Source organism: Faecalibacterium prausnitzii (assembly GCF_049532945.1).
Lineage (GTDB): Bacteria > Bacillota > Clostridia > Oscillospirales > Ruminococcaceae > Faecalibacterium > Faecalibacterium prausnitzii_N.
This window is the reverse complement of sequence record NZ_CP186691.1, coordinates 1410881-1435202: the sequence shown is the minus strand read 5'-3', so window position 1 is coordinate 1435202 and position 24322 is coordinate 1410881. Positions and strand designations below refer to the sequence as shown.

18 protein-coding genes and 2 pseudogenes are annotated in these 24322 nt (G+C 50.5%); all 20 read left to right on the top strand.

All coding sequences use genetic code 11. The features are described from left to right. The 20 genes and pseudogenes from ACNQFG_RS07150 (at nucleotide 1) to ACNQFG_RS07055 (ending at nucleotide 24280) form a co-directional block, all read left to right on the top strand. The gene (locus tag ACNQFG_RS07150) at nucleotides 1-1263 is read left to right on the top strand and encodes an ATP-binding protein (protein WP_423406447.1); all 1263 of its coding nucleotides are present in this window, start codon (nucleotides 1-3) and stop codon (nucleotides 1261-1263) included. Between the two features lie 78 nt (nucleotides 1264-1341). Beyond that, nucleotides 1342-1659: a DUF3847 domain-containing protein gene (locus ACNQFG_RS07145; protein WP_423406446.1), complete on the top strand. Its 318-nt coding sequence runs from the start codon at nucleotides 1342-1344 to the stop codon at nucleotides 1657-1659. 268 nt (nucleotides 1660-1927) lie between these two features. Continuing rightward, nucleotides 1928-3505 (top strand): MobQ family relaxase, encoded by a 1578-nt coding sequence (gene mobQ, locus ACNQFG_RS07140; protein ID WP_423406560.1) that lies wholly within the window; start codon nucleotides 1928-1930, stop codon nucleotides 3503-3505. 796 nt (nucleotides 3506-4301) lie between these two features. Further along, entirely contained in the window at nucleotides 4302-4643 is a 342-nt protein-coding gene (locus ACNQFG_RS07135) for a replication initiator protein A (protein WP_097786354.1), read from the top strand. Nucleotides 4644-4866: 223 nt separating this feature from the next. Beyond that, nucleotides 4867-5049 carry a hypothetical protein gene (locus tag ACNQFG_RS07130; RefSeq protein ID WP_005924684.1) on the top strand — a complete coding sequence of 61 codons (183 nt, stop codon included), beginning with the start codon at nucleotides 4867-4869 and terminating at the stop codon, nucleotides 5047-5049. A gap of 81 nt (nucleotides 5050-5130) precedes the next feature. Next, a complete protein-coding gene (locus ACNQFG_RS07125) occupies nucleotides 5131-6768 on the top strand; it encodes a recombinase family protein (RefSeq protein ID WP_423406445.1) in 1638 nt (545 codons plus the stop codon). Next, nucleotides 6755-8557: a DNA topoisomerase gene (locus ACNQFG_RS07120; RefSeq protein ID WP_423406444.1), complete on the top strand. Its 1803-nt coding sequence runs from the start codon at nucleotides 6755-6757 to the stop codon at nucleotides 8555-8557. The genes ACNQFG_RS07125 and ACNQFG_RS07120 overlap by 14 nt, the downstream gene beginning before the upstream one ends. Continuing rightward, nucleotides 8557-9444, top strand: a complete 888-nt coding sequence (locus tag ACNQFG_RS07115) for an LPD16 domain-containing protein (protein WP_423406443.1) — start codon at nucleotides 8557-8559, stop codon at nucleotides 9442-9444. The genes ACNQFG_RS07120 and ACNQFG_RS07115 overlap by 1 nt, the downstream gene beginning before the upstream one ends. 8 nt (nucleotides 9445-9452) lie before the next feature. Then, nucleotides 9453-9968 (top strand): YodL domain-containing protein, encoded by a 516-nt coding sequence (locus ACNQFG_RS07110; RefSeq protein ID WP_423406442.1) that lies wholly within the window; start codon nucleotides 9453-9455, stop codon nucleotides 9966-9968. Next, the gene (locus ACNQFG_RS07105; RefSeq protein ID WP_154244646.1) at nucleotides 9958-10161 is read left to right on the top strand and encodes a transposon-transfer assisting family protein; all 204 of its coding nucleotides are present in this window, start codon (nucleotides 9958-9960) and stop codon (nucleotides 10159-10161) included. The genes ACNQFG_RS07110 and ACNQFG_RS07105 overlap by 11 nt, the downstream gene beginning before the upstream one ends. A 103-nt stretch (nucleotides 10162-10264) precedes the next feature. After that, nucleotides 10265-10717, top strand: coding sequence for a VOC family protein (locus ACNQFG_RS07100; protein ID WP_005945543.1), 453 nt, complete (start codon nucleotides 10265-10267; stop codon nucleotides 10715-10717). Between the two features lie 54 nt (nucleotides 10718-10771). Next, the gene (locus ACNQFG_RS07095) at nucleotides 10772-12298 is read left to right on the top strand and encodes a sodium ion-translocating decarboxylase subunit beta (protein ID WP_217298113.1); all 1527 of its coding nucleotides are present in this window, start codon (nucleotides 10772-10774) and stop codon (nucleotides 12296-12298) included. 213 nt (nucleotides 12299-12511) lie between these two features. After that, entirely contained in the window at nucleotides 12512-19744 is a 7233-nt protein-coding gene (locus tag ACNQFG_RS07090; RefSeq protein ID WP_423406441.1) for a DEAD/DEAH box helicase family protein, read from the top strand. Next, the gene (locus ACNQFG_RS07085) at nucleotides 19741-20073 is read left to right on the top strand and encodes a plasmid mobilization protein (RefSeq protein WP_097801784.1); all 333 of its coding nucleotides are present in this window, start codon (nucleotides 19741-19743) and stop codon (nucleotides 20071-20073) included. The genes ACNQFG_RS07090 and ACNQFG_RS07085 overlap by 4 nt, the downstream gene beginning before the upstream one ends. 110 nt (nucleotides 20074-20183) lie before the next feature. Continuing rightward, a complete protein-coding gene (locus ACNQFG_RS07080; RefSeq protein ID WP_423406440.1) occupies nucleotides 20184-20459 on the top strand; it encodes a hypothetical protein in 276 nt (91 codons plus the stop codon). Between the two features lie 53 nt (nucleotides 20460-20512). Beyond that, a pseudogene (locus ACNQFG_RS07075) lies at nucleotides 20513-21897 on the top strand (relaxase/mobilization nuclease domain-containing protein). A 242-nt stretch (nucleotides 21898-22139) separates the two neighbouring features. Next, nucleotides 22140-22352, top strand: a pseudogene (locus tag ACNQFG_RS07070) (site-specific DNA-methyltransferase); the annotation flags it as partial. Nucleotides 22353-22483: 131 nt separating this feature from the next. Next, on the top strand, nucleotides 22484-22672 hold the full coding sequence (locus ACNQFG_RS07065; protein ID WP_055186323.1) for a helix-turn-helix domain-containing protein: 189 nt from the start codon (nucleotides 22484-22486) through the stop codon (nucleotides 22670-22672). Further along, nucleotides 22665-23357, top strand: a complete 693-nt coding sequence (locus ACNQFG_RS07060) for a response regulator transcription factor (RefSeq protein ID WP_097773625.1) — start codon at nucleotides 22665-22667, stop codon at nucleotides 23355-23357. The genes ACNQFG_RS07065 and ACNQFG_RS07060 overlap by 8 nt, the downstream gene beginning before the upstream one ends. Before the next feature lie 5 nt (nucleotides 23358-23362). Then, nucleotides 23363-24280 (top strand): sensor histidine kinase, encoded by a 918-nt coding sequence (locus ACNQFG_RS07055; RefSeq protein ID WP_055186325.1) that lies wholly within the window; start codon nucleotides 23363-23365, stop codon nucleotides 24278-24280. The last annotated feature ends 42 nt before the right edge of the window (nucleotides 24281-24322 follow it).

The window sequence follows — 24322 nt, the reverse complement described above, 5'->3', positions numbered from 1 at the left end:
ATGTATTATTTTATAGAATTAGCCGGAAGTGTTACAAACATTGCACTGCTCAGTCTGTTTATGAGTCGATTGTTTGTGCGAAACAAGATTCAAAGCAAATGGTACTTCGCCTTTCTTATTTTACTATGCACAGGACAGTGCGTTCTAAGTCTTTTTCCGAATTGGGTGATACCGAGGACGCTTTACTTACTGCTTGGAGGTTTTTTACTAGCAAGGCTGTTCTATGAAGTTCAGACTTGGCCAGCGGCTTTCGCAAGCGGTTCATTTTTTGTCTTGGGTTCCGTGGTAGAGATTCTTGCGATGTTATTGATTGGCGTTCGTCTGCCAGATACAGATCTTTTAATGCAGGCCGGAGCAGCGCGAGTGATTTATGTTGTGTTCTCTAATCTGATTCAAATACCACTTCTTATTTTAGTGTCGCATTTTTTCAACCGCGAAGAAAGTGATTTACGGATTGTATGGCTTCTTCCTCTAATCAGTATTCAACTTGCAAGTATCTCCGTGTGCTATGTCGTACAGTGCCATGCAGCAGATAAAGACTTTCCGGACTATATGGTTTTCTTTATGGCTGTCCTGCTTTTTGTGAATATTATGATCGTTTTCTATGTGGAAGCCCTGCGGAAAAATGAAAAAGAAAAGTATTTGGCAGAACTAACAGAACAGCACTATCATTTACAAATAGAGTACTATCAGCAACTTCTGGAAAAACAACAGGAAACAAAAGCCCTTTGGCATGACATTAAAAAATATACCGCCGCAATGCAAGCGGTTGCAGCGCAAAATGACTCCGAACAACTCCGTCAGATTGCTCAAGCAGCTGCGGATGCTTATGAACGTGTGAAAGACATCTCTGCTGTTGGCAATCCTGTGGTCGATGCTTTACTAAATCAATATCTCCGTTCTGCAAAAGAGAACCAAATCCAAGTTCTTTTGGATATAACAATTCCAGAAGTTCTCGCTATCTCAACGTTGTTGTTAAGTGTTGTTATTGGTAATACATTCGATAATGCAATTGAAGCTTGCCGACTTATCGCTCCAGAGAAAAGGATGATTCACTTGCAACTACGAAAACAGAACCGAATCCTGTTTTACAGTATCGAAAATCCATATATAGATGCTGTCACCCAACTGCGCGTAGGAAAACATCATGGTTACGGGCTGAAAAACGTAGAACGCGCTGTGAATCAAAACAATGGTAATTTTCAGCTGGAGAAAGTTGATGGAAATTTTATTGTGCAAATCCGTTTAAACTGTGAGAATTAAATATGTTCCCCAGCCAAATAATCAGTGTACATCCATACTGATTGTTTGGCTTTTTATTTTGCAAAGGAGCGTGATACCATGACCCAACCGAAAACAGACTTCGCCTACCTCTGCAACGAAAAAGCCAAAGCAGAGCAGAAGCTGCGCGCTTGTCAGCACCGTGAGAAGATCCTTGAACGCCAGATGTCAGAGCTGAATCGGAGAGAGCGTGTGCACCGTCTTTGCACTCGTGCCGGAATGCTGGAAAGTTTTCTGGTCTGTCCGGGAGAGCTGACCGATGATCAGGTGATGGAGCTTCTGAAAATCTCGTTCCGTCAACCGGAAGTCGTGCTGGCACTTGCAAAGATGGTGCATGATGTTCACGAACGCAGCAACGTCCAAAACCCTTTAGAATAAAGGGCGCAATTATACACCGTTCCGGTGAAATTGCGGTCTTGCAGACGGCTCGATGAAATCGAAGCTGGCGTTTGTGCGCCAGCCCGATTCCATCCCAAGGAAAACTGCATTTTCCTTGCGCTGCTTTGCAGCTATCCTTTTGCGGCTCCCGCCTAAGACCGAAGCGCATGGCACTCCGGTCCAAGGCGGCGAGCACAACCGAATACGATTCCAGACCGTTCACAAGAGCAATCTTGCTGGGCGGTCTTTTTGTTTGGGGGTGATGCCTATTCCGTGTCCGCATTTCAAAATTACCATCGTTAAGCGCAGCCAAGGGCAGTCCGCTGTTGCCGGGGCCGCTTACCAGAGCGGCGAACGGCTGTTCAGCGAGTACGACCAGAAAACAAAATTCTACAACAAGAAGAAAGAGCTTGTCCACGCCGAGATCATGCTGCCGTCCCATGCGCCGCCCGGATATGCAGACAGGGCAACCCTCTGGAACGCCGTAGAAGCCGTGGAGAACCAGTGGAACTCCCAGCTTGCCCGGCGCATCGTGCTGGCGTTCCCGGTGGAGGTGCCGAAAGAGCAGTATTTGTCCATGATAAAAGAGTTTTGTCAGGAGCAGTTTGTTTCCAAGGGCATGATTGCCGATTTTGCCATCCACGACAAGGGAGATGGAAACCCACACGCCCACATTCTGCTGACGCTCCGGGCAATGGACGAACACGGCAAGTGGCTTCCAAAAGCCCGAAAGGTGTACGACCTTGACGAGAACGGCGAGCGCATCCAACTCCCTTCCGGGAACTGGAAGTGCCACAAGGAAAACACCGTGGACTGGAACGACCAGAAGTACGCCGAGGTCTGGCGGCATAGCTGGGAAACCATCACCAACCGCTATCTGGAGGCTGCGGGCAGACCGGAGCGTGTTGACCTGCGCTCCTTTGAGCGGCAGGGCATCCAGCAGATACCGACCGTCCATCTCGGCCCCGCTGCACATCAGATGGAAAAGCGTGGGATAGAAACCTTTCTCGGCAACCTGAACCGGGATATTCGAACCGCCAACAGCCTGATGCAGTCCATCCGCAGTGCCATCCGTGGTCTGCAACGCTGGATCGCAGACCTGAACGAAAAGAAGCAGCTTCTTCTGGACGCTCTGGAAAAGGCGAAAGAACCCACGCTGTCCGACTTGCTGGTGGATTACTTCAACCTTCGCAACGAGCAGCGGAGCGATTGGTCTGGCAAGGCAAAACTGAAATGCACTGTCCGAGACTTTGAGGAAGTCAAACAGGCGGTGGACTATTTGAAAGCCCATTCCCTGAACACCGTTGAGGATTTGAACCAAGCCATTGACAGCTTAAACCAGACCGCTGCTCCTCTCCGCGGGCAGTTGAAGCAGAACGAAAACCGTATACGGGCAATCGCCCAGATCAAGGACGCTGCTGCCGTCCATGCCAAGCTGAAGCCGATCCATGATACCTTTATCAAGAAGAACTTCAAGCTGACCAAGGACGCTTATGCCGCCCAGCACAAGGAGGAGCTGGACACCTTTAATAAAGCTGTCCGCACCCTGATGAAGCTGAACGGCAGCACAGCGGTGGATTTTTCGGCATTGGATGCCGAATTTTCTGCGCTGCAATCCAGCAGCGCAGAACTGCGTACCCAACTGGAAACCTTGCAGCCGGACGTCTCTGCCCTGAAAAATATCCGCAAGTATATTGACATGGTGCTGAATAAGCAGCAGCTTTCTGCACCGGGCGGTAAGATGCCGGAGAAGGAATCGGTGCTGAAACAGTTGGAGCAGTTTCAGCAGAAAAAGTCCCACCACAAAACGACTTCCACTACCCCAAACCGCGAAGAATCGCTCTAAACGATCTTTCTGTCACCGATATGCCGTTGCAATCAGTGGCAGAAATACATAATTCATTTGTTTTTTGCTGGCTTTTGGCTATTCTCGCTGGCTAGTGAGTAGAGGCGTACTTTTAAGGCAGAAATTTTCTCCAACACCCCCCATTTTAGGCCACTTTTTCTGTTAATAGTAGAAGCGCCTCTTTGAAAGCCGGTCATTTGTGACCTTTTTGTTAATTCTCAAAAAGATGGTTGTCTTTGGGCTGTTTTCGTTGCCTACCTATTGAGAGGATTTTTTCAAAAGCGGAGATTTGGTCTCAAGAATTACAATTCAATTACAAGTTTCTCACCAATGCTACGAAACAGGCGTTCTCGATGCCTACCAAGTGTAGGGCATCTTTTTCAAGACCATTCTCGGACTATTATGACGTTTTGTTTACAAAATTGCTTGCAATGCTACGAAATGGCCTTTTTCATCGGCTACCAAGTAGAAGGATGTTTTTCGTCCGTCAAAGTCCAGAAATCTTCCATATGTTCCTTGACAAGTGAATAGTTCAATCGTCCGGCACTTCACAAAAGGTACTTCTGTAACTCGCAGCCCGGTCATAACGAAGACGGGGTGGCTGAAATGCCAATGGTGCGGTGCAAGCCCGCCGCCGGACGATTCCCCACTCCTAGGGAAGTCGAGGACCAATATGGGAGACCTTAACTTATTAACGCAGTTGAGCACTTGTTTCGTGCTTTTCTGCGACTGGAGAATTGGAACCCACCAATTCTCGTTACATACTCTTTGTTCCTGATTTCTGCTTCAGCTGGAGGTGATCAACATTTCAGAATATCTTACCACGCAAACTCTGCTGCCGCCGTTTCTCCCATACCCACGCTTCCTTTTGGAACTTGACCTGAGCCAGACTGCAAAAATGACTTATGTGCTGCTGCTCGACCGTGCCACGCTCTCGCAGAAAAATCTCTGGATAGATGAACGTGGTTTCGTGTTTGTCATTTTTACGATTTGCTCTTTGGCTGAGCAGCTAGGGCGCAGCACTGTCAGTGTTTCCAGTGCGCTTAAGGAATTGGACGCTGCGGGATTGATCGAGCGCAGACGAACGCGGTTTTCTTCGCCCAATCACATCTTTGTGAAAATTCCAAATGTTGAATAGTTCTGCGTTTTTCACGATTCAAGAACCGCCAAAATCACGATTCTGTGATGCAGATTCTTAATGGCATCTGCAAAAGATATTTTTCCTATGCAGTATAGCAGCCTTAAAGACTGTATCAAAGAAAACTTTTACCTAACCAACGTAATAAAACAAAAAGAGAAAAACGAATAGAATCCATCCATTCCTTTCCGTATTTGCACCACATGAATGAGGAGGTCTGCCCTTGAACAAAGAAAAATCTGAGAAGAAGCCCACCACACGTAAACGTGCGCCGAGAAGTCCGAAGTCCGTGCGCCTGATCGTGGAACGCCATTATATCGGCAATGTGCCGATGAATACGCTTTTTCAGCGGCTTGCGGAAGAAGAAATTCGTAAAACTGCCGAATCGTATCTCGCCGCTGGCTAATTGGACGTTTTACTGCGGAAAAGGGCTTGCATCATCACGCAGCATCCGCTACAATGTGATTGATGAGGTCTCTTTTCCATTATGGAGGTACACATGGAAAAGGACAAAAAAGTAACTGCTTTATACTGCCGACTGTCAAAAGATGACGGTTCAAACAGCGAAAGCCTGAGCATCCGCACTCAAAAGGCGATGCTTATGGAGTATGCCACACGCAACGGTTTCGGGAATTGCCAGTTCTATGTCGATGATGGTTACAGCGGTACGAATTCTGACCGCCCTGCCTTTCAGGAACTTCTGGATGATATCCGGGAAGGAAAGGTGGCAACAGTCATTACCAAAGACCAGTCCCGACTTGGACGCAACCACATCGAAACCGGAACGTATATGGAAATCTTCTTTCCTGAACACGGTGTCCGCTATATTGCAATCAATGATGGTTATGATTCCAACGAGCAATCCCAGATGGATATTGCTCCGTTCAGAAACATCATCAATGAAATGTACGCCAAAGACACTTCCCGAAAAATCAAGAGTGCCCTTCGGACACGCAAGAAAAGCGGAAAGTATATCTCCAGCAACGCACCGTTTGGCTACCAGAAAGACCCTGCCGACCACAATCACCTTGTGATTGACCCGAACACCGCCCCTGTTGTTGAGTACATCTATTCAATGGCAGAGGAAGGGCTGGGGCTTCACCGCATCGCCAAGCGGCTCCACGATGAAAAAGTTCTGAAGCCGTGTTACTACAAGAAAGAGATGTTTGGCCGCTTTATTGATGATGAAAAGATGTATGATTGGGATAATGCCTATATCAGTCAGGTTCTGCACAGCCCGGTCTACGCCGGACACATCATCTACGAAGCCAAGCCCACCGTGTCCATGAAATCCAAAAAGCGACGTTATATTCCGTTTGAAGAACGTGCCATCGTTCCGAATACACATGAAGCAATCATCCCACAAGACCGCTGGGAAAACGTGCAGCGAATCCTTTACAGCCGTTCTGGCTGCTTTATGTGTGATAAGACCGACTACGACAATATTTTCAAGGGAATTATCCGCTGTGCAGACTGCGGCAGAACGATGTTAGTCAAGGTTGAGCACAGGCGCAAACGCAACAGCGTTCTGGAACAGACCTTTTATTGTTGCAGCACTTATCGGAAATATGGTGCGAAAGCCTGTGACTCTCACAATTTGGAAGCCCGTGTTCTGCATGAAGCTGTCTTTGCAGACATTCAGGCACACGCAAAGGCCGCTGTGAACAATCGGGAAGCCCTTGTGAAGAAGATTGCAAATCAGATGCACCTCCGGGTGTCCTCTGACCGGGCGCAGCACAAACGGGATTTGAAGCAGTGTAAAGCACGAATCGCAGAAATCGAAGACCTGTATGCAAAACTTTATGAGGACGTATCAAAGGGACTTCTCCCGGAGAAACGTTTTCAAATGCTTGCGGATCGCTACGACAAAGAACAGGCTGAACTGACCGACAAGATTGAGCAGTACGAGCGGGAAGGCCGTGCTGAACACGATCAGCTGGACAAGATTCAGGATTTTATTGATGAAGTCAGCAAGTGCGCTGGCATCACCGAACTGAACTATAAGATTCTGCATCAGCTGATTGACAAGATTCTGGTATCCAGAGCGGAAAAGGTCGATGGCGAATACGTCCAGAAAATCCAGATTTTCTACCGCTTTATCGGCCCATTGGATGCCATCGAGTAACAAAGTCAGAAAAGTCACCTCCGAGAACTATCCTACAGACGCAGGGCGCGAGGGAGAACTTATCTTCCGCTTGGTGTACCAGCAAGCGGGATGCAAAAAGCCCTTTACCCGCCTGTGGCTGTCTAGCATGGAGGAAAACGCCATCCGGGAGGGCTTTGCCCACCTGAAACCGTCAACTGAATACGATGCGCTGTACAACGCAGCACTCTGCCGGGAACGTGCCGACTGGATGGTCGGTATCAATGCGTCCCGGCTTTTTTCATGCCTGTACAACCAGCCTTTGGCGGTGGGGCGTGTTATGACCCCGGTGCTTGCCATGACGGTGGTGCGGGAAGCTGCCATTGCCGCCTTTGTGCCGGAGAAATTCTACACGGTTGCCCTGACCCTTGCGGACGGCGGCACCGCATCCAGCAAGCGGTTTGCCCAGAAAGCGGATGCCGAACTGCTGCTTTCCAAATGCCGAAAGGAGGGGCGTGTCACGGTACAGAAGATGGAACGCAAGGAGAAATCCGAAAGCCCGCCGCAGCTCTATGACCTTACCGCATTGCAGCGGGATGCAAACCGTCTGTTGGGATTTACGGCGCAGCAGACCTTGGATTATGCCCAAAGTCTTTACGAAAAACGGCTCATCACCTACCCCCGCACGGACAGCCGCTTTTTGACGGAGGATATGGCAGCATCCCTTCCGGGGCTGGTGATGGACACGGGCCGGGTGTTTGCCATGGAAGAGCCGTTTCCCATCCATGTGCAGCAGGTCATCAACGGCAGCAAAGTCACCGACCACCATGCGCTGCTGCCTACGAAAAGCATGGCAAACGCAGGCCTTGCCGCCCTCCCTGCCGGGGAGCGGAATATCCTGCGGCTGATTGCTGCACGGCTGCTCTGTGCCGTGGGTGAGCCTTACTGCTATGCAGAAACCACCTTGACTACCATCTGCGCAGGCGAAAAATTTACCGCAAAAGGCAAAGTTGTGCTGTCCGAGGGATGGAAAGCCATGGAACGGAAAATGCTGGGCAAGCAGAAAGAACCGGCTGTTCTGCCCGATGTGCAGGAGCAGAGCCAGTGCAGCGTTGCCGGTGCCGAACTGAAAGAGGGTCAAACGTCCCCGCCGAAGCATTTCACCGAGGACCTTCTACTTCATGCGATGGAAACCGCCAGTGCAGACAGTATGCCGGAGGGCGTGGAGCGTCAGGGCATCGGCACCCCGGCAACCAGAGCCGCCACCATTGAAAAGCTGGTGCAGAAGGGCTTTCTGGAACGCAAGGGCAACAAGAAAACCAAGGTGCTGCTGCCCACCGACAAGGGCAAAGCCCTTATTACCGTGATGCCCGAAGAAATCCAATCCCCGGAAATGACCGCCGACTGGGAAACAAAGCTGCTGCAAATCGAGCGCAGCGAAATGGAGCCGGAAACTTTTATGACTGAAATCAAAGAGATGATTTCCTCGTTGGTAACGACCACCGAGGCTGCGAAAGGAGCGAATGCGCTTATGAAAAACAAAATCATTGGTGTCTGCCCGAACTGCGGTGCAAATGTTGTGGAGCGTGAAAAAGGCTGGTTCTGTGAATCCAACCCTTGCCGTTTCGTGCTGTGGAAGGACAATGCGTTCTTCAAGCGTCTGGGCAAGCGGCTGGATGCCCATGTGGCGGACAAGCTGCTGCGGGATGGCCGTGTCCGGCTGAAGGACTGCAAGAGTGCCAAGGGCAAGACCTACAACGCCACCGTGCTGCTGTCCTCCGAGGCCGATGGCCGCAGCAAGTTTTCGCTGGAATTTGAGGGTGGGCGCTGATGGAGCAGAAGAAGGAAGCAATCTACCTCATCAACAATGAACGCTATCTGCACCTCCGGGAGAACGGCGCAGGTGTCGGCTTTGCTACCTATAATAAGGTGACGGGCGAACCTCTGGAAAGCGGGCAAATCTCCGAAAAAAATCTGCCGCCGGATGGCAGGAACATGATGTCTGCTGCCCGGAACTGGTATCTGTTTGAACTTTCGGACGATGACCGCAAGGCCATTCAGCAGGAAAGCGTAAAAATCCTTGAAACCATCCCGCAGGCTGGCATCGGCAGACGGCGTATCTGGGAACCAGAAACAATACCGCCAGATATTCGGCTCATCAACAGCTATTATGATGATCTCCACCGCGTTCCCGATGGCGGTGTGATTCAGGTGGACTACCCAGATGGCCGCAGCTTTACGTCACGGCTGGAATATTTGGACGATTACCATTTTGACATGGGTGGTTTTGGCAATGTGTTCCACATCTGCCAGTTTGCTGAGGTGATGGAACGCAATGGAGCCGACTATTACCCGGAAATTCAGACACAAGACGAGCAGGCTGCATGGGAACTGGGCGGCAAGGGCTATCTTGCCATCCAGTCCTGTGAGGATGGATGGGACTACACCCTCTACCACAGCGATTATTCTGTGATGGACGGCGGGCAGCTGGATGCCCCGGAACTGACCATTCAGGAAGCCCGTGAGCAGATTCTGGAAGCACACCACATGGAAAAGGGCCGGCGGCTACTGCAGGACTACGATGCAGTCATGGATAAAGTTGCGGAAGCCGAGGAACTGAGTGCAGACCATCGCCCTTCCACACTGGAAAAGCTGGCAGAACTGGCAAGTGATACGTCTGCGCCAAAATCCTCTGCACGTTCTGCACCGGAACTGTGAGGTGGACGATGCAGCAAAAATGGAACCAGAATTTTGACGGTGAACCCATGACGGACATCCCGCAGAAATTTCTGAACGCAGGGTGCGATGTTTATATGGTGATGCAGCTGCGGCATGACGAAAAAATCCTCGACGAAAGATTTGCTTCCATGCGGGAACTGCATCGTTGGGGCAAAACGCCCGACCCGGAGCATTACGAGGTCACCTACTATGCTGATTTGCCCGTCATGTGGCAGGATGTGCCGGACAACGAGGTTCTGGAAGAACTGTTTCAGATGTTCAACCTCTCCCGTCCGCAGGATTTTGAGGGGCACAGCCTGTCGGTCAGCGATGTGATCGCACTCAAACGCAATGGCGAGGTGTCTGTGCATTATGTGGACAGCATCGGCTTCAAAGATTTACAGGGGTTTCTGGACAAGCAGCCGGAACGCCCTTCGGTGCTGATGAATCTCAAAGAAAAGTGCGATGCCCCGGAGTGCAATCCTACCGTCTGCCGGAAAGCGAGGGATGAACATGAACTTTGACCACGAGGAATTGACCCTGATGATGCTCTACAATACCGGCACCCGACTGGGGCTTATCCACGAGTTGCGGCTGATGCAGTGCTACCTGATGCCCGACGAAACCGCCCTGCGGGAACTGTCGGAGGGTGTTATCGAAAAGCTGAAACTGCTGACCGATGCAGAGTTTGCCGAACTGGAATTTCCACTGGACTGATCTTTGCCGCCTGCGGGCGGCATACATATTCTCTTTTACAATGCCATTTGGTGTGGTATACTGAACTCGACAACTCGGAATTTTCTCAGGAGGCTATAAAAATATGATTGGAAGAATTTATCATGTTGGATTGACCGTTTCTGACTTGGATCGCTCGGTTGCTTTCTACAGAGACATCCTTGGACTTGCGTTTCAAGGAGAGATTTTTATGGAAGGCAAAGAAACCGATAAAATGTTTCGCAAGTCGAATTGCAAAGCAAGGGTCGCTTATTTGAACGGTTCTAAGGCTATTGAAACGCCACCGGTCGAGCTGATTCAGTTCGTAGATAGCGAGATCCATAAAGAACAATCAGATTTGTTTACGACATCCATCTCGGAAGTATGTTTCTATACGGATGACATTGATTCTGTCTATAAAACCCTTATCGAAAACCATGTTGAGTGCTTATCTGAACCGCAGTATTTCGACTTTAGAGCAAATGGATTTGGGGAGAGCCGAGCTTTTTATTTCAGAGACCCGGATGGCATTATCCTTGAAATGATGCAAACTCTTTGATAAGAAATCATAGGTATAGGAAATTGCCAACTTCCTGTTTAAGAGGATCAGCCGATGGACAAAACATTTCAGAAATTATTACAGACTGACATTGATCTTTCATCCTTAGGCGTAGAACGCCGTACAGATAACGAACCGTATTTTTGCACACCAAAGGGTGCGTCTGTATTTGGTTGGACCGGTGTGGATGGAATCCACTTCTGTTTTGTTCGTGGCTTTGGCGGTATGGTTTTTGCTGTCAGCCCGGCGAACACATTTCCAAACTATGTTCATCCGTTGGCAAAAAATTTCGCTGATTTTCTGCGGCTACTGCTTGCCTGCGGCGATGTGGCAGCATTGGAGCAGGCATGGATGTGGGATAAGGCACAATTTGAAACCTTCTTACAGGACAACCCTCCCACGCAGGAGCAGCAGGAAACCCTTGCGCTTGTCGCTACGAAATTAAAGCTGATGCCAATGGAGCGGCCATGGGCATATATCAAAGAGCTTCAGGCATCTTTTGATTACAGCAAAATCAAGTACACCAAAGAATATTACGATGTTGTGGACCAGAACGCAAAACCAGCTATCCCGGAGTGGAAAGTCTACTTTGAGGGAAACTTCTGGGGACATTCGGGAAAAGAACGTGCCGGAACAGAAGTCCCCTTGAATCAGCAATTTGAATGGGCCGGGCATCATTGGATCATTCCTGCGGCGTATTCGTGCAGCAAGGGGTTCGTTGTGGACTTTTGTATGCGTACCCCGGAGGAAGACATTCGCAAGTTCATGACTAAATGGGATTTACACCCCGAAAACGACTCTTGTGAATACTTCACGCAGGAGCAGCAACTGCAAATAGATTTAGAAAATCCACTTTGTCTTGACTTTATTCCTCGTTTGGAATTGAACGGGAAAACAATGCCGACCTCCCACGGTTGCTCGGTGGTCTTTAATCCATGTTTGCCAGACGGGATGATCAATGAAGCGGAAGCAAAGTGGGCATTGGAACACTATGATTTGGATACATCCTATGGGTGGATGATTTTTCGGGCGGCATTTCCGTGGACAAGCAAACGCCGTCCTGAAATAAAATCCCTCTCCCTTACGATGGAGCAACGGCCATGCCGTGTGCCGGGACCACATTTCCAGACACACGCTCCCGGTGATTCGTTTTCTTTCCTCCATCCGGTCAGCGGAACAAACTATACATTGACCGTGCAGGAAATAGAGCAACAAACAATTCCTCAAAAGTGTTTCGGTTCTGACCGCTGGGTTTATCCGACACACTTTACCGTCATGCGTTATACGCTTTTCCCTGAATCGGAGGAAGATATCTCGATTTGTGATTGCTGCGATGGAGATAAGCCTATGGAAATTGCTGTGGAGGGAGACACCTTCACGCCGGAAACCCAAAATAATGCTTGCGTAGGCATTATCGGTGGAGCTGACGGACCAACAGTGATTATGCCTGGAGAAAAATCACAAGGCAGGCTTCATGCTGCTTGCTCAGCACTGCACTTTGAGCCGGTTCGGGATGATGTAGAGTGGTGCACAATGTTCAGTATTAAGAATTTTGATGAAACGACGATCAACCTTATATAACAGGAATACGATGACGACTTTCAGCTTGTCGATGGTTGTCAACTGGGATAATTGTCATAAGCCATCACTCCGAAAAATTTTCATAACCCGCAAGAAAGTGGGCTTGATAGAATACTTTCATTCATGCTATAAACTACCATAGATTCCATAAGCGAGTGACCTGAAAAGGCCGCTCGCTTTTTTGTTTACAACGAGATTGAAGGGAGGAACGCTATGCCAAGCAAAACCGAAGAATATCTCGCCCTTGCCCAGCGCACGGCGAATGGTCTGACCCGGTACTGGGAAAGCTGGACGGACTATTTGACCACTGCATCCCGGCTGTACAAGTACCCCTTTGCAGACCAGCTCATGATCTACGCCCAGCGGCCTGATGCCACTGCCTGCGCCAGCTTCGACATCTGGAACAATCGCATGAACCGCTATGTCCGGCGCGGCTCCAAGGGCATCGCACTGTTAGACCAGTCCAGCAGTGTGCCGCGTCTGCACTATGTCTTTGATGTGAGCGACACCGGGGTGCGCCGCAATTCCCGTGACCCGGAGGTGTGGCAGCTCGGCCCCGATCTGGTGCAGCCTGTGTCGGAAATGATTGCCAGAGAGTACGGCGTTTGCCATGAAAGGCTCAGCCAGCAGATTTCTGACCTGACGGGCAAGCTGGTGGATTCCTATTGGGACAACAACAGCGGCGACATTCTCGACATCGTTGACGGTTCGTTCCTGATAGATTATGATGAAGCCGGACAGGAGTTCCAGTTCAAATCTGCCGCCGCAATCAGCATCCTGTATACGGTTCTGGAACGCTGCGGCCTTGAGCCGGACGGTCATTTTGACCGTGACGATTTTCAGGCCATCTTCTCTTTTTCCACGCCTGCCGCCGTGTATGCGCTGGGCACCGCAGTCAGCGAATGCAGCCGGGATGTGCTGCGCAACATCGAACGAACCGTAAAAACGACAATCCGCCGCCGCAATGTAGAAAGGAGCCAGTATGAATACGAACAGCAGGAACGTGACCTACTCGACCGTCGGGGACTACCAGCTCCCGAACCTGACCCTGCCCCAGCAGGAGAAAGCACTGGGCAAATACGGCAGACTGCGCCGGACTTACCTGATGAAGCATCGCCCGGTGCTGTACAATTCGATGCTCCTGTCGGGGACTCTGCATCCGCACCTGTTGGAAGTGGAGCAGACGGCAGAGAGCCGGATGCAGCAGACCATGGAGCAGCTTCTGAAGCAGGACCCAGCTCCGAACAAAGAGCGGCATCAGATGGCGTGGGTGCAGCACATGAACAGCCTGCGGGCACAGGCCGAGGAACTGGTGCTGAACGAACTGATTTACAGTTAAGTTTCTTCGATGCCCACATTCCCACCGAAGCCAAACAAATTGAATCCATCGACCAAGCGGAGAGCAAAAAATCGCCCTCCGCTTTTGTTTTGTCGCAGGCTGAGATTGAAAACGCGCTGCGGAGAGGTTCCAATGTTGAAGGCAGCAAACTTCGGATATGGAAAATTTATCAGTTGCAGCCTGACCGAAAACTCCGGGCAAAAGCTCTTGCCAAAGAATATGCACCGTATGGCCCCGGCGGTTCTTCACACACTTATCTGGACGGAAGCAGTGGTTGGCTTGACCATGACAACAAGGGTCTAACGTTTGAGCATTATCCCGACCATCAGAAAGTGCTTCTCCGCTGGGATCGGGTCGAGAAATACATCGACCTGATGATTCAGTCTGACCGCTACCTGTCGGACAAAGAAAGAAGAACCATCGACTTTCCCCTTGAACTGAACGCCGCCAGTGCAGCCGAATACACTGCATTAAAGGCGCAGCACCCGGATACTCTGGTTGGATTTGAAGCTGGCGGCAATTTTATGTTCTATGGAGAAGATGCTGCCAAGGTCGCAAAAGTTCTCAACAGTGCTTTGTTTACGAGAGAAACAGCACTGGGCGAAGTTCAGGTCACAGGCTTTCCACCTAGCTTATGGGCAAGAAAGTCAAAAGAATTGTGGTCTGCGGGCAATAATGTTTACCTTGCCGGATTGAACGAAGATGGGACTCATCACCAGACTAAACATCTGCACAAAGAGGACTATCTGCCCATCGGCTCCATCATCAATATGGATGGCCGGAAATTTCGGATTGACGGAGTGGATTTTGATAAGGGCAAGGTTTCCTTGCAGGATATGGCACTGGCCGACCTGCGGATGCCAATTTTTCGGGAAGAACCGCTATCTGTTGTCCGGGAATTATACGAACAGCAGGACGAGGCCCTTGACGCTGCTCCCGAAAAGGTCGTTGATTACAAGGTCGGTGACGAAGTTGTTGTTGACCTTCCCACCCGAACCATCGAGGGCAAAATCGGCTATGTAGGTGAAACCGATGTTCGCATCGACACCAGCGCGCAGGGGCAGTCGTGGGATAACGAACTTATCAATAAGCAACAATTCGAGGACGGTCTGCGGCAGGTTGAGCCTGAACTTTCCGACGAAGAACTGGACGAACTGCCCATCTCTACCGTGATGGACGGAAAGGTGCAGACCTTCCCGGATGCCGCTGCCTTGGACGAAGCCCTGAATGCTATGCCTGCCGGGAACTTCCACATCACGGATGATGATTTGGGTGTCGGAGGCCCCAAGCAGAAATTCGCCCGGAACATCGAAGCCATCCGTACCCTGTTCCAGTTGGAGCAGGAGCATCGTGGTGCCACCGCCGAGGAACAGCAGGTGCTTTCCCAGTATGTAGGCTGGGGCGGTCTGGCAGATGCCTTTGACCCCGGTAAAGACAGTTGGGCAAAGGAATACGCCCAACTGAAAGGGTTGCTCACCGAAGAGGAGTATGCCGCCGCCCGTTCCAGCACTCTGAATGCCCACTATACCTCTCCGGTGGTGATTCGCTCTATTTATGATGCAGTCGAAAAGATGGGCTTCCAGTCTGGCAACATCTTGGAGCCGTCCATGGGTGTGGGCAACTTCTTCGGAATGCTGCCGGACACCATGCAGGACAGCCGCTTGTACGGCGTGGAACTGGACAGCATCACCGGGCGTATTGCGAAAAAACTGTATCCGCAGGCTGACATTACCGTGGCTGGCTTTGAGACCACCGACCGCCGTGATTTCTACGATTTGGCGGTGGGCAACGTGCCCTTCGGTCAGTACAAGGTCAACGATAAGGCGTACAACAAGCTGGGATTTTCCATCCACAATTATTTCTTTGCGAAAGCCATCGACCAAGTGCGTCCGGGCGGCATTGTGGCGTTTGTGACTTCTCGTTATACCATGGACAGCAAGGACAGCACCGCCCGCAAGCACATGGCAGAGCGTGCCGATCTGCTGGGTGCTATCCGTCTACCGAATAATGCGTTCAAGGCCAATGCAGGCACGGATGTTGTCAGCGACATTATCTTTTTGCAAAAGCGTGACCGCCCTGCGGACATCGAACCTGCATGGGTGCAGTTGGGCAAGACCGAGGACGGCTTTGCCATCAACCAGTATTTCGTGGACCACCCGGAGATGATTCTGGGCGAACTGACCACCGAAAGCACCCAGTACGGACGAGAGGAACTGACCGTTGCTCCCATCGAGGGTGCAATCCTGGCAGACCAGCTTGCCGAAGCGGTACAGCATATTGAGGGCCAGTATGTTGAAGTCGAGGTGGAAACACCAGATGTTGCGGATGCAGAAGTCGAGCGCAAGACGCTCCCCGCTGACCCGGATGTAAAGAATTTCTCCTATGCCGTGGTGGACGGTGAGGTGTACTACCGGGAAAATTCCATGATGACGCAGGTGGAATTGTCCGATAACGCCAAGGGCCGTGTCACCGGCATGGTGGAACTGCGGCAGATCGTCAATGACCTGATTCAGCAGCAGTTGGAGGATTACCCGGATGAGGACATTAAGGCAACGCAGGAGCATTTGAACGCCACCTACGATGCCTTTGCCGCCAAATACGGCTTGCTGAACGACCGCAAAAATGGGCGTTTGTTTGAGGATGATTCTTCCTACTATCTGCTCTGCTCTTTGGAAAATCTGGACGAGCAGGGGCAGCTTAAATCCAAGGCTGCAATGTTCACCAAGCGCACCATTCGCCCGGAGCGCACTGTCACCAGCGTGGATACCCCCAGCGAAGCACTGGCGGTATCTATTGGTGAGCATGGCAAAGTGGATTTGCCCTATATGGCAGAACTGCTGGGCACTCCCGGTGAGTACGGGCGCATTACCACCGAACTTTCCGGCGTGATCTTCAAAGACCCTGCCGCCGACCCCACTGACCCGGAAGCCGGCTGGCAGATGGCAGACGAGTACCTTTCCGGCGATGTCCGGGCAAAGCTGCGGATGGCGCAGTTTGCGGCAGAGACCAACCCGGAATTTGCCGTCAATGTGGATGCGCTGACCAAGGCACAGCCCAGAGAACTGGAAGCCTCCGAAATTGATGTGCGCTTGGGTGCAACGTGGCTCGACCCGGATATTATCCAAAAGTTTATGACCGAGACCTTCCAGATTCCCTACTATCTGCGCCATGCAGTCAAGGTGAGATATTCTCCGTATACCGCAGAGTGGCGTGTGGAGGGCAAGACTGCTACGGGGCGGGGCGACATTATCTCCTCCGAGACCTATGGCACCAGTCGTGCCAATGCCTATAAGATTCTGGAGGAGACCCTGAACCTGAAAGATGTCCGTATCTACGACACCATCGAGGATGCCGACGGCAAGCCCAAGCGTGTGCTGAACAAGCGGGAGACCATGCTGGCGCAGCAGAAACAGCAGGTCATCAAGGATGCTTTCGCCAACTGGGTCTGGCAGGACCCCCAGCGGCGCATTGCGCTGGTAAAACAGTATAACGAACTGTTCAACTCTACCCGCCCCCGTGAGTATGACGGCAGCCACATTCATTTTGTTGGCATGAACCCGGAGATCACCCTTCGGGAACACCAGCGAAATGCCATCGCTCATGTGCTTTATGGCGGTAACACGCTGCTTGCACACGAAGTTGGTGCGGGCAAGACCTACGAAATGGCGGCATCTGCCATGGAAGCAAAACGGCTGGGGCTGTGCCAGAAATCCCTCTTTGTGGTGCCCAACCATTTGACAGAACAGTGGGCAAGCGAGTTTCTGAACCTCTACCCTAACGCAAAACTTTTGGTAGCACGGCGCAAGGACTTTGAGACCGCCAATCGTAAAAAATTCTGTGCCCGCATCGCCACCGGCGACTACGATGCCGTCATCATCGGGCACAGCCAGTTTGAGCGCATACCGCTGTCCTTTGAACGGCAGGAGCGCATCATTCAGGAGCAAATTGATGAAACGCTTGCCGCCATCAACGAACTGAAAGCCCACGCAGGTGAGAATTTCTCCATTAAGCAGATGGAAAAGACCCGAAAAACGTTGGAAACCAAGCTGGAAAAACTGCGCTCCGATGAGCGCAAGGACCATGTGATCACCTTTGAACAGCTTGGCGTTGACAGGCTGTTTGTGGACGAGTCACACGCGTTCAAAAATTTGTTCCTCACAACAAAAATGCGGAATGTCGCAGGATTATCCACCAGCGAGGCACAAAAATCCAGCGATATGTTCGGCAAGTGTCGCTATCTGGATGAAATCACCGGTGGCCGTGGCGTGGTGTTTGCGACCGGCACCCCGGTGTCTAACTCCATGACCGAACTGTACACGGTCATGCGGTATTTGCAGTACAGCACCTTGCAGCAGAAAAAGCTGACCCACTTCGACTGCTGGGCATCCACTTTTGGAGAGACCACCACTGCAATCGAGCTTGCGCCGGAAGGTACAGGGTATCGGGCGAGGACGAGATTTGCCAAGTTCTTTAACCTGCCGGAGCTGATGAATATGTTCAAGGAGGTTGCGGACATTAAAACCAGCGACCAGCTTCATCTGCCTGTGCCCGAAGCAAAGTTTGAGACCGTGGTGGCAAAGCCGTCCGAGATTCAGAAAGAAATGGTGCAAGAACTGAGCAAACGTGCTGCAAAGATCCACTCCGGCACCGTGGATGCCTCCGAGGACAATATGCTCTGCGTCACCAACGATGGGCGCAAAATCGGCTTGGACGTTCGCCTGATGAACCCCATGCTGCCGGACGACCCCAACAGCAAGCTGAACGTCTGTGTGCAGAACGTGTTGAAGATCTGGGAGGAGGGCAAAGACCAGAAGCTGACCCAGCTTTTGTTTTGCGACCTCTCGACACCAAAGAACGATGGCAACTTCAATGTCTATGAGGACATTCGCAAAAAGCTGGTTGCTGCCGGTGTGCCGGAAAACGAGATCGAGTTTATCCACAACGCCGATACCGAAGCAAAAAAGGCAGCATTGTTCTCCAAAGTGCGCTCCGGCGATGTGCGGGTTTTACTCGGAAGCACTGCAAAAATGGGAGCGGACACCAACGTCCAATCCCGACTTGTGGCAGTGCATCATCTGGATGTTGGCTGGAAGCCCAGCGACATGACCCAGCGCAATGGTCGCATCATCCGGCAGGGCAACATGAATAAGGAAGTCAAGGTGTTCAATTACGTTACGGAAGGGACATTTGACAGCTACCTCTATCAGACCCTTGAGAATAAACAGCGGTTTATCTCGCAGATCATGACCAGTAAATCCCCGGTTCGCTCCTGCGAGGATGTGGACGAGCAGGCACTTTCTTATGCGGAGATCAAGGCACTGTGCGCCGGAAATCCGCTCATCAAGGAGAAGATGGATTTGGATGTGCAGGTGGCAAAGCTGAAGGTGCTGAAAGCCGACCACCAGAGCCAGAAATTCCGCTTGCAGGACAAGCTGCTGACCAAGTTCCCGGCAGACATTCAGGAAACGAACGCCCACATTGCGGGGCTGAAAGCGGACGCACAGCTTGCCGCCGCCCACCCGCAGGGCAAGGAGGAGTTCTGCGGCATGACCATCAAGGGCGTGACCTACGATGAGAAAAAGACCGCCGGTGAGCGTCTGGTGCTTGCCTGTTCCGAACTGCCCAACGCCGAAGAAAAAGTGATCGGCAGCTACCGGGGCTTTGAGTTGTCCCTGCGGTTCGACACCTTCCGCACGGAGTATCAGGCACTTTTGAATGGGCAGCGAAAGTACACGGTGCCCTTGGGCACCGACCCTCTGGGCAACATTATCCGTCTGGACAACTCCTTGAACAACTTCCCGGAGCGCATCACCGCCGCAGAAAACGAACTGGATACCCTGCATCAGCAGCAGGCGGCGGCACAGATTGAGGTAGAAAAGCCCTTCCCACAGGAGGAAGAACTGGCAGAGAAGTCAGCCCGCCTTGCCGAATTAAACGCCCAGTTGGATGTGGACGAAAAGAGCCACGAGCCGGAACAGGAGGAAGAACCAGACGAGGATGCATCCCGCCGCCCCTCGGTGCTGGCGGCACTGGAGGAAAAGTCGGACAAGCCGGAGCCGGTGAAGCCCTTCCGCAGTTATTACGACAAGGACGGTGATGCCCGGTGAGGGAAAAGCGGGATGAAATCATTATCCTGAGAACAACAAAAGCTGAGAAAAGCCACATTTATGAAAAGATGTTGGGCATGGGCATCCGCAGCCTGAGCGCCTATATCCGCAAGATGGCACTGGACGGCTACTGCCTGAACCTTGACCTGCCGCAACTGCGGCGCATGGCGTATCTTTTGCAGATGTGCAGCAACAACCTGAACCAGTATGCCAAAGCTGCCAATGAAAATGGTCGGGTCTATGCTGCGGACATGGAGGACCTGCGGCAGAGGCTGGATGAGCTGATTGACATTGGCAGAAAAATTCTCGCACGGCTGGCAGAACTCTAAAATTTTCCCCCCGCAGTTGGAGGGTTGCGGGGGTACATAAGGGTTGACATCCTTGCAAAGCGGTGGTTGCCACCTTTATAATAGGGGTGAAAGAAAGGCAGGTGCTAGATATGAGGTTCGTTTTTAAGATGATCGTTTTCCCGTTTTGGCTGCTTACGGCTTTCCTTGCGCTGATGCTGAAATGGACGCTGAACCTGTCAGCGTTTGTGCTGGCGCTGCCCATGCTGTATATTTTCGGCTGCGGCCTTTATACGCTGTACTGCCGGGAGTGGATGCAGTTTTTGATTTTGCTGGTGGCAGAGTTTGGCTGCTTCCTGCTCATCACCGCCGGAACGGTCATTGTGGAAGCCGTAGAATGGCTCAGCGGTTGGATTGCAGAATTATAAAATTTTTATGCCGCCATTGTGCGGCATTTTCTTTTTGCCGGGAGGTGGTAGAATTGGCTGCAACACGTTTGATCGCGCTGCACAAAAACAAGGGCAAGTCGGTTGCGGCCTGCCTGAAAAGCCGCACGGACTATGCGCAGAATCCTGACAAAACGAACAAGGGAGAGTTGGTCAGCAGCTATGAGTGCAGCCCATTGACCGCAGACGAAGAATTTATGCTCTCCAAACGCCAGTATGAACTGATGACTGGGCGCAGACAAAAAAATGATGTGATCGCCTATCAGATTCGACAGTCCTTCAAACCCGGAGAGATCACCGCCGAAGAAGCCAACAAGGTGGGCTACGAACTGGCAATGCGTTTCACCAAAGGCAAGTATGCGTTTATCGTTGCCACCCACACGGACCGGGAGCACATCCACAACCACATTATTTATAACTCCACTGCGCTGGACAGCACCCGGAAATTCCGGGATTTTTTATTGTCCGGGCTGGCTGTGCAACGGTTGAGCGATTTGATTTGTCTGGAACATCAACTGTCTGCCATTGAAATCAAGCCGTACCGAGAGCGGCAGAAGAGCACCCTTTATCCACCCAGAGAAAGTAATCGAGATAAGTTGTGTGCCGTAATTGACAACGTCCTACTGAACGAGAAACCTGCAAGTTTCGAGGGCTTCCTTCAAAAGCTGGAACAGCAGGGCTACGAAATCAAACGGGGAAAGTACACTTCGGTCAAAGGAACACGGCAGAAACGCTTTATCCGTTTTCGGACACTGGGCGCAGGATACAGTGAAGATGAAATCAAGGCGGTCATTGCCGGAGAAGCCGACACCGCCCGCATCAGAAGCAGCCACCGAAAGAGCAGCCGTTCCACCTGTTGGTGGACATTCAGGCAAAGCTCTCCGAGGGCAAAAGCGAAGGCTATGCACGGTGGGCGAAACGCTACAATTTGAAAGAGATGTCCAAGACCCTGATTTTTTTGCAGGAAAATAAAATCGGCAGCATCGAAGAAATGCAGGAGCGTGTGGATGCCGCTACTTCTCACTATCACGAACTGGGCGATTCCATTAAAGCCTCTGAGAAGCGGTTGGCAGAAATTGCGGTGCTGAAAGCGCACATCATCAACTACGCCAAAACTCGACCAGTCTACGATGCCTACCGCAAGACCGGATATAGCAAACGCTTTCTGGAAACGCACCGCACGGAGATCACACTGCACAAGGCAGCGAAAGCAGCGTTTGATGAAGCTAATTTGAAAATGCTCCCCAAGGTCAAGGAGCTGGACGCGGAATATTCCAAACTGCTGACAGAAAAGAAAGCACGCTACCCGGACTACCGCAAAGCGAAAGAAGAAATGCAGGAGCTTCTTCGTGCAAAGAGAAACGTAGAAATGTTCTTTGCAGAGGAAAAGAGCATTGCCGAAAAAATGAAGTCCCGATAAATGAAGATAGCCTAGGATTCTTCCCTCATGGAAGAACCCTAGGCTATCTTTTTTGTTATAAAAGTGTTTGGAACAAACGCGCCGCCTGCATCGGCACGATGCAGAACAAATGGGGTTTGGGCATAGCCCAACAAGCATTTTTGCAAAGCAAAATAGCATTTGTATAGACGAATGCACTGCTTGCCACAACAATGCGTCCTTTTTGTCCGCAATTTGTAATTTTCAGATTGGAGAAAAAAGCCATGCTAACCTTGGAATGGATCGGTAAAAATAAAGTCGTGAACCATCATCAGGAAGTTCCCTTCCGGGTGCTGGAGCGGCAATACAGTTTTGGTGAGCAGGGGCAGCACACCGAGAACAACGACAGTGAGAACATGATCATCCACGGCGATAATCTTGAAGCACTGAAAGCCCTGTTGCCGCAGTATGAGGGCAAGGTGAAGTGCATCTATATCGTTATCTTAACCCCCATTCTAATGAGTATCCTAAGTTCAGAGAATGCAGTAAGATTAAACTTTATAATTCATATTATGTTTCTTGCATTATTCGAGATGAGGAACTATAATGTACTTTGTGGAGGTGCGAAATGGACTATATGACATTGAAAGAGGCCGCCGAGAAGTGGGGCGTGACACCTCGTAGAGTAAATTACTATTGCGCTGCTGGGCGTATCCCCGGCGCTGTAAAGATGGCTGGTGTTTGGCTGATCCCAAAGAACGCAGAAAAGCCGATTGACGGAAGGACAAAACAAGGGAAGGAGTTGCGCCATGAATAAAATCCTGATTATAGATGATGACAGAGAGCTGTGCGCTTTGATTAAACGTAGCGTACAAGCAGAAAACATAGAAGCTGATTTTTGTAATACCGGGAAAGAAGGCTTGCAAAAATTAAGAGAGCAGGAATACCAGCTTGTAGTGCTGGATGTGATGATGCCCGGTATGGATGGCTTTGAAACGCTGGAAGAAATCCGCAATGAGAACAGTCTGCCGATTTTGATGTTCACATCTAAAAATGACAGCATTTCTAAAGTACGGGGCTTACGGGCCGGAGCGGACGATTATCTGACAAAACCGTTTGATATGGACGAACTGATTGCCCGTATTGCGTCCCTCATTCGCCGCTACACCCGTTTTAATCATCAAGCCGGAGCTGTGCAAAAACTGGATTTTGATGGATTGCAAATTGACCTTGAAAATCGTTCTGTTACGACGGAAAATGGCACTTTTGAACTTCCACCAAAGGAATTCGATCTGCTCCTGTACTGTGCAAAGCATCAAGGGAAAATTTTGACAAAACAGCAGATTTATGAGGAAGTTTGGGGCGAAGAATATTTCTATGATGACAGTAACATTATGGCGATTATCAGCCGACTTCGTAAAAAATTAGAAGTCAATCCTTCAAGCCCAAAGTATATACAAACGGTCAAAGGGATTGGCTACCGGTTTAATAAGGAGGTGTAGTCAGTATGGAAATCATTGTATTCTTGTCCATTGTGATTGCTGTTGGGGCTGTATTGACTTCCATCGTTCTCGTTCGGCGTGTAAAAAAACAAATAGCAGAAATGACCGATGTGCTGGTTGATGTGAAAAACGGAAATGGCAACCGGCGTATTCTATCTGCAACAAATGAACTGACAGCACCTCTTGCCTATGAAATCAACGAGATCGTTGTGGCCTATGAAAGCAGACTTTCAACTGTACGGCAGACAGAAGAAACCAACCGCCAGCTTATGACGAGCCTTTCACATGATGTGCGAACGCCCCTTACTACTCTGATTGGGTATCTTGACGCTGCACACAAAGGACTGGTCACAGGAAAAGACCGGGATGATTATATTGAAACCGCCCGCCGGAAAGCCCATGATCTGAAAGAATATATTGATGTACTCTTTGACTGGTTCAAATTAAATTCAAACGAGTTTGCTTTGGAGATCCAGAGCGTTGAGGCCGCAGAGCTGACAAGAAATATCCTCATTGACTGGATACCGATTTTTGAGGATAAACAGGTTGAGTATGACATCGATATTCCCGAACAGCCTGTCCGGGTAAGATTGGATATGGACAGCTATATGAGGATTGTCAATAATCTCATTCAAAATGTAATCACTCACAGCCATGCAGACAAAATCAAAATTGCCCTGTCAAAGAAGGAAAATAACATGGAGCTGCTGCTGGCGGATAATGGAGTGGGAATTGAGAAGGAAGATTTGAAACACATTTTTGAACGGCTCTATAAGTGTGACAAAGGACGGTCTGAAAAAGGAAGCGGTCTTGGTCTTTCTATTGTCCATCAGCTTGTAGAAAAGATGGGTGGGAGTATAACAGTTGAAAGTTTGCCGGGAAAAGGAACTGAATTTATGTTGCTTTTTCCTTTGGAGAGTTAAGCGGGTTCCCGTCTTTATGGCGGGAGCCTTTGTCATTTTACT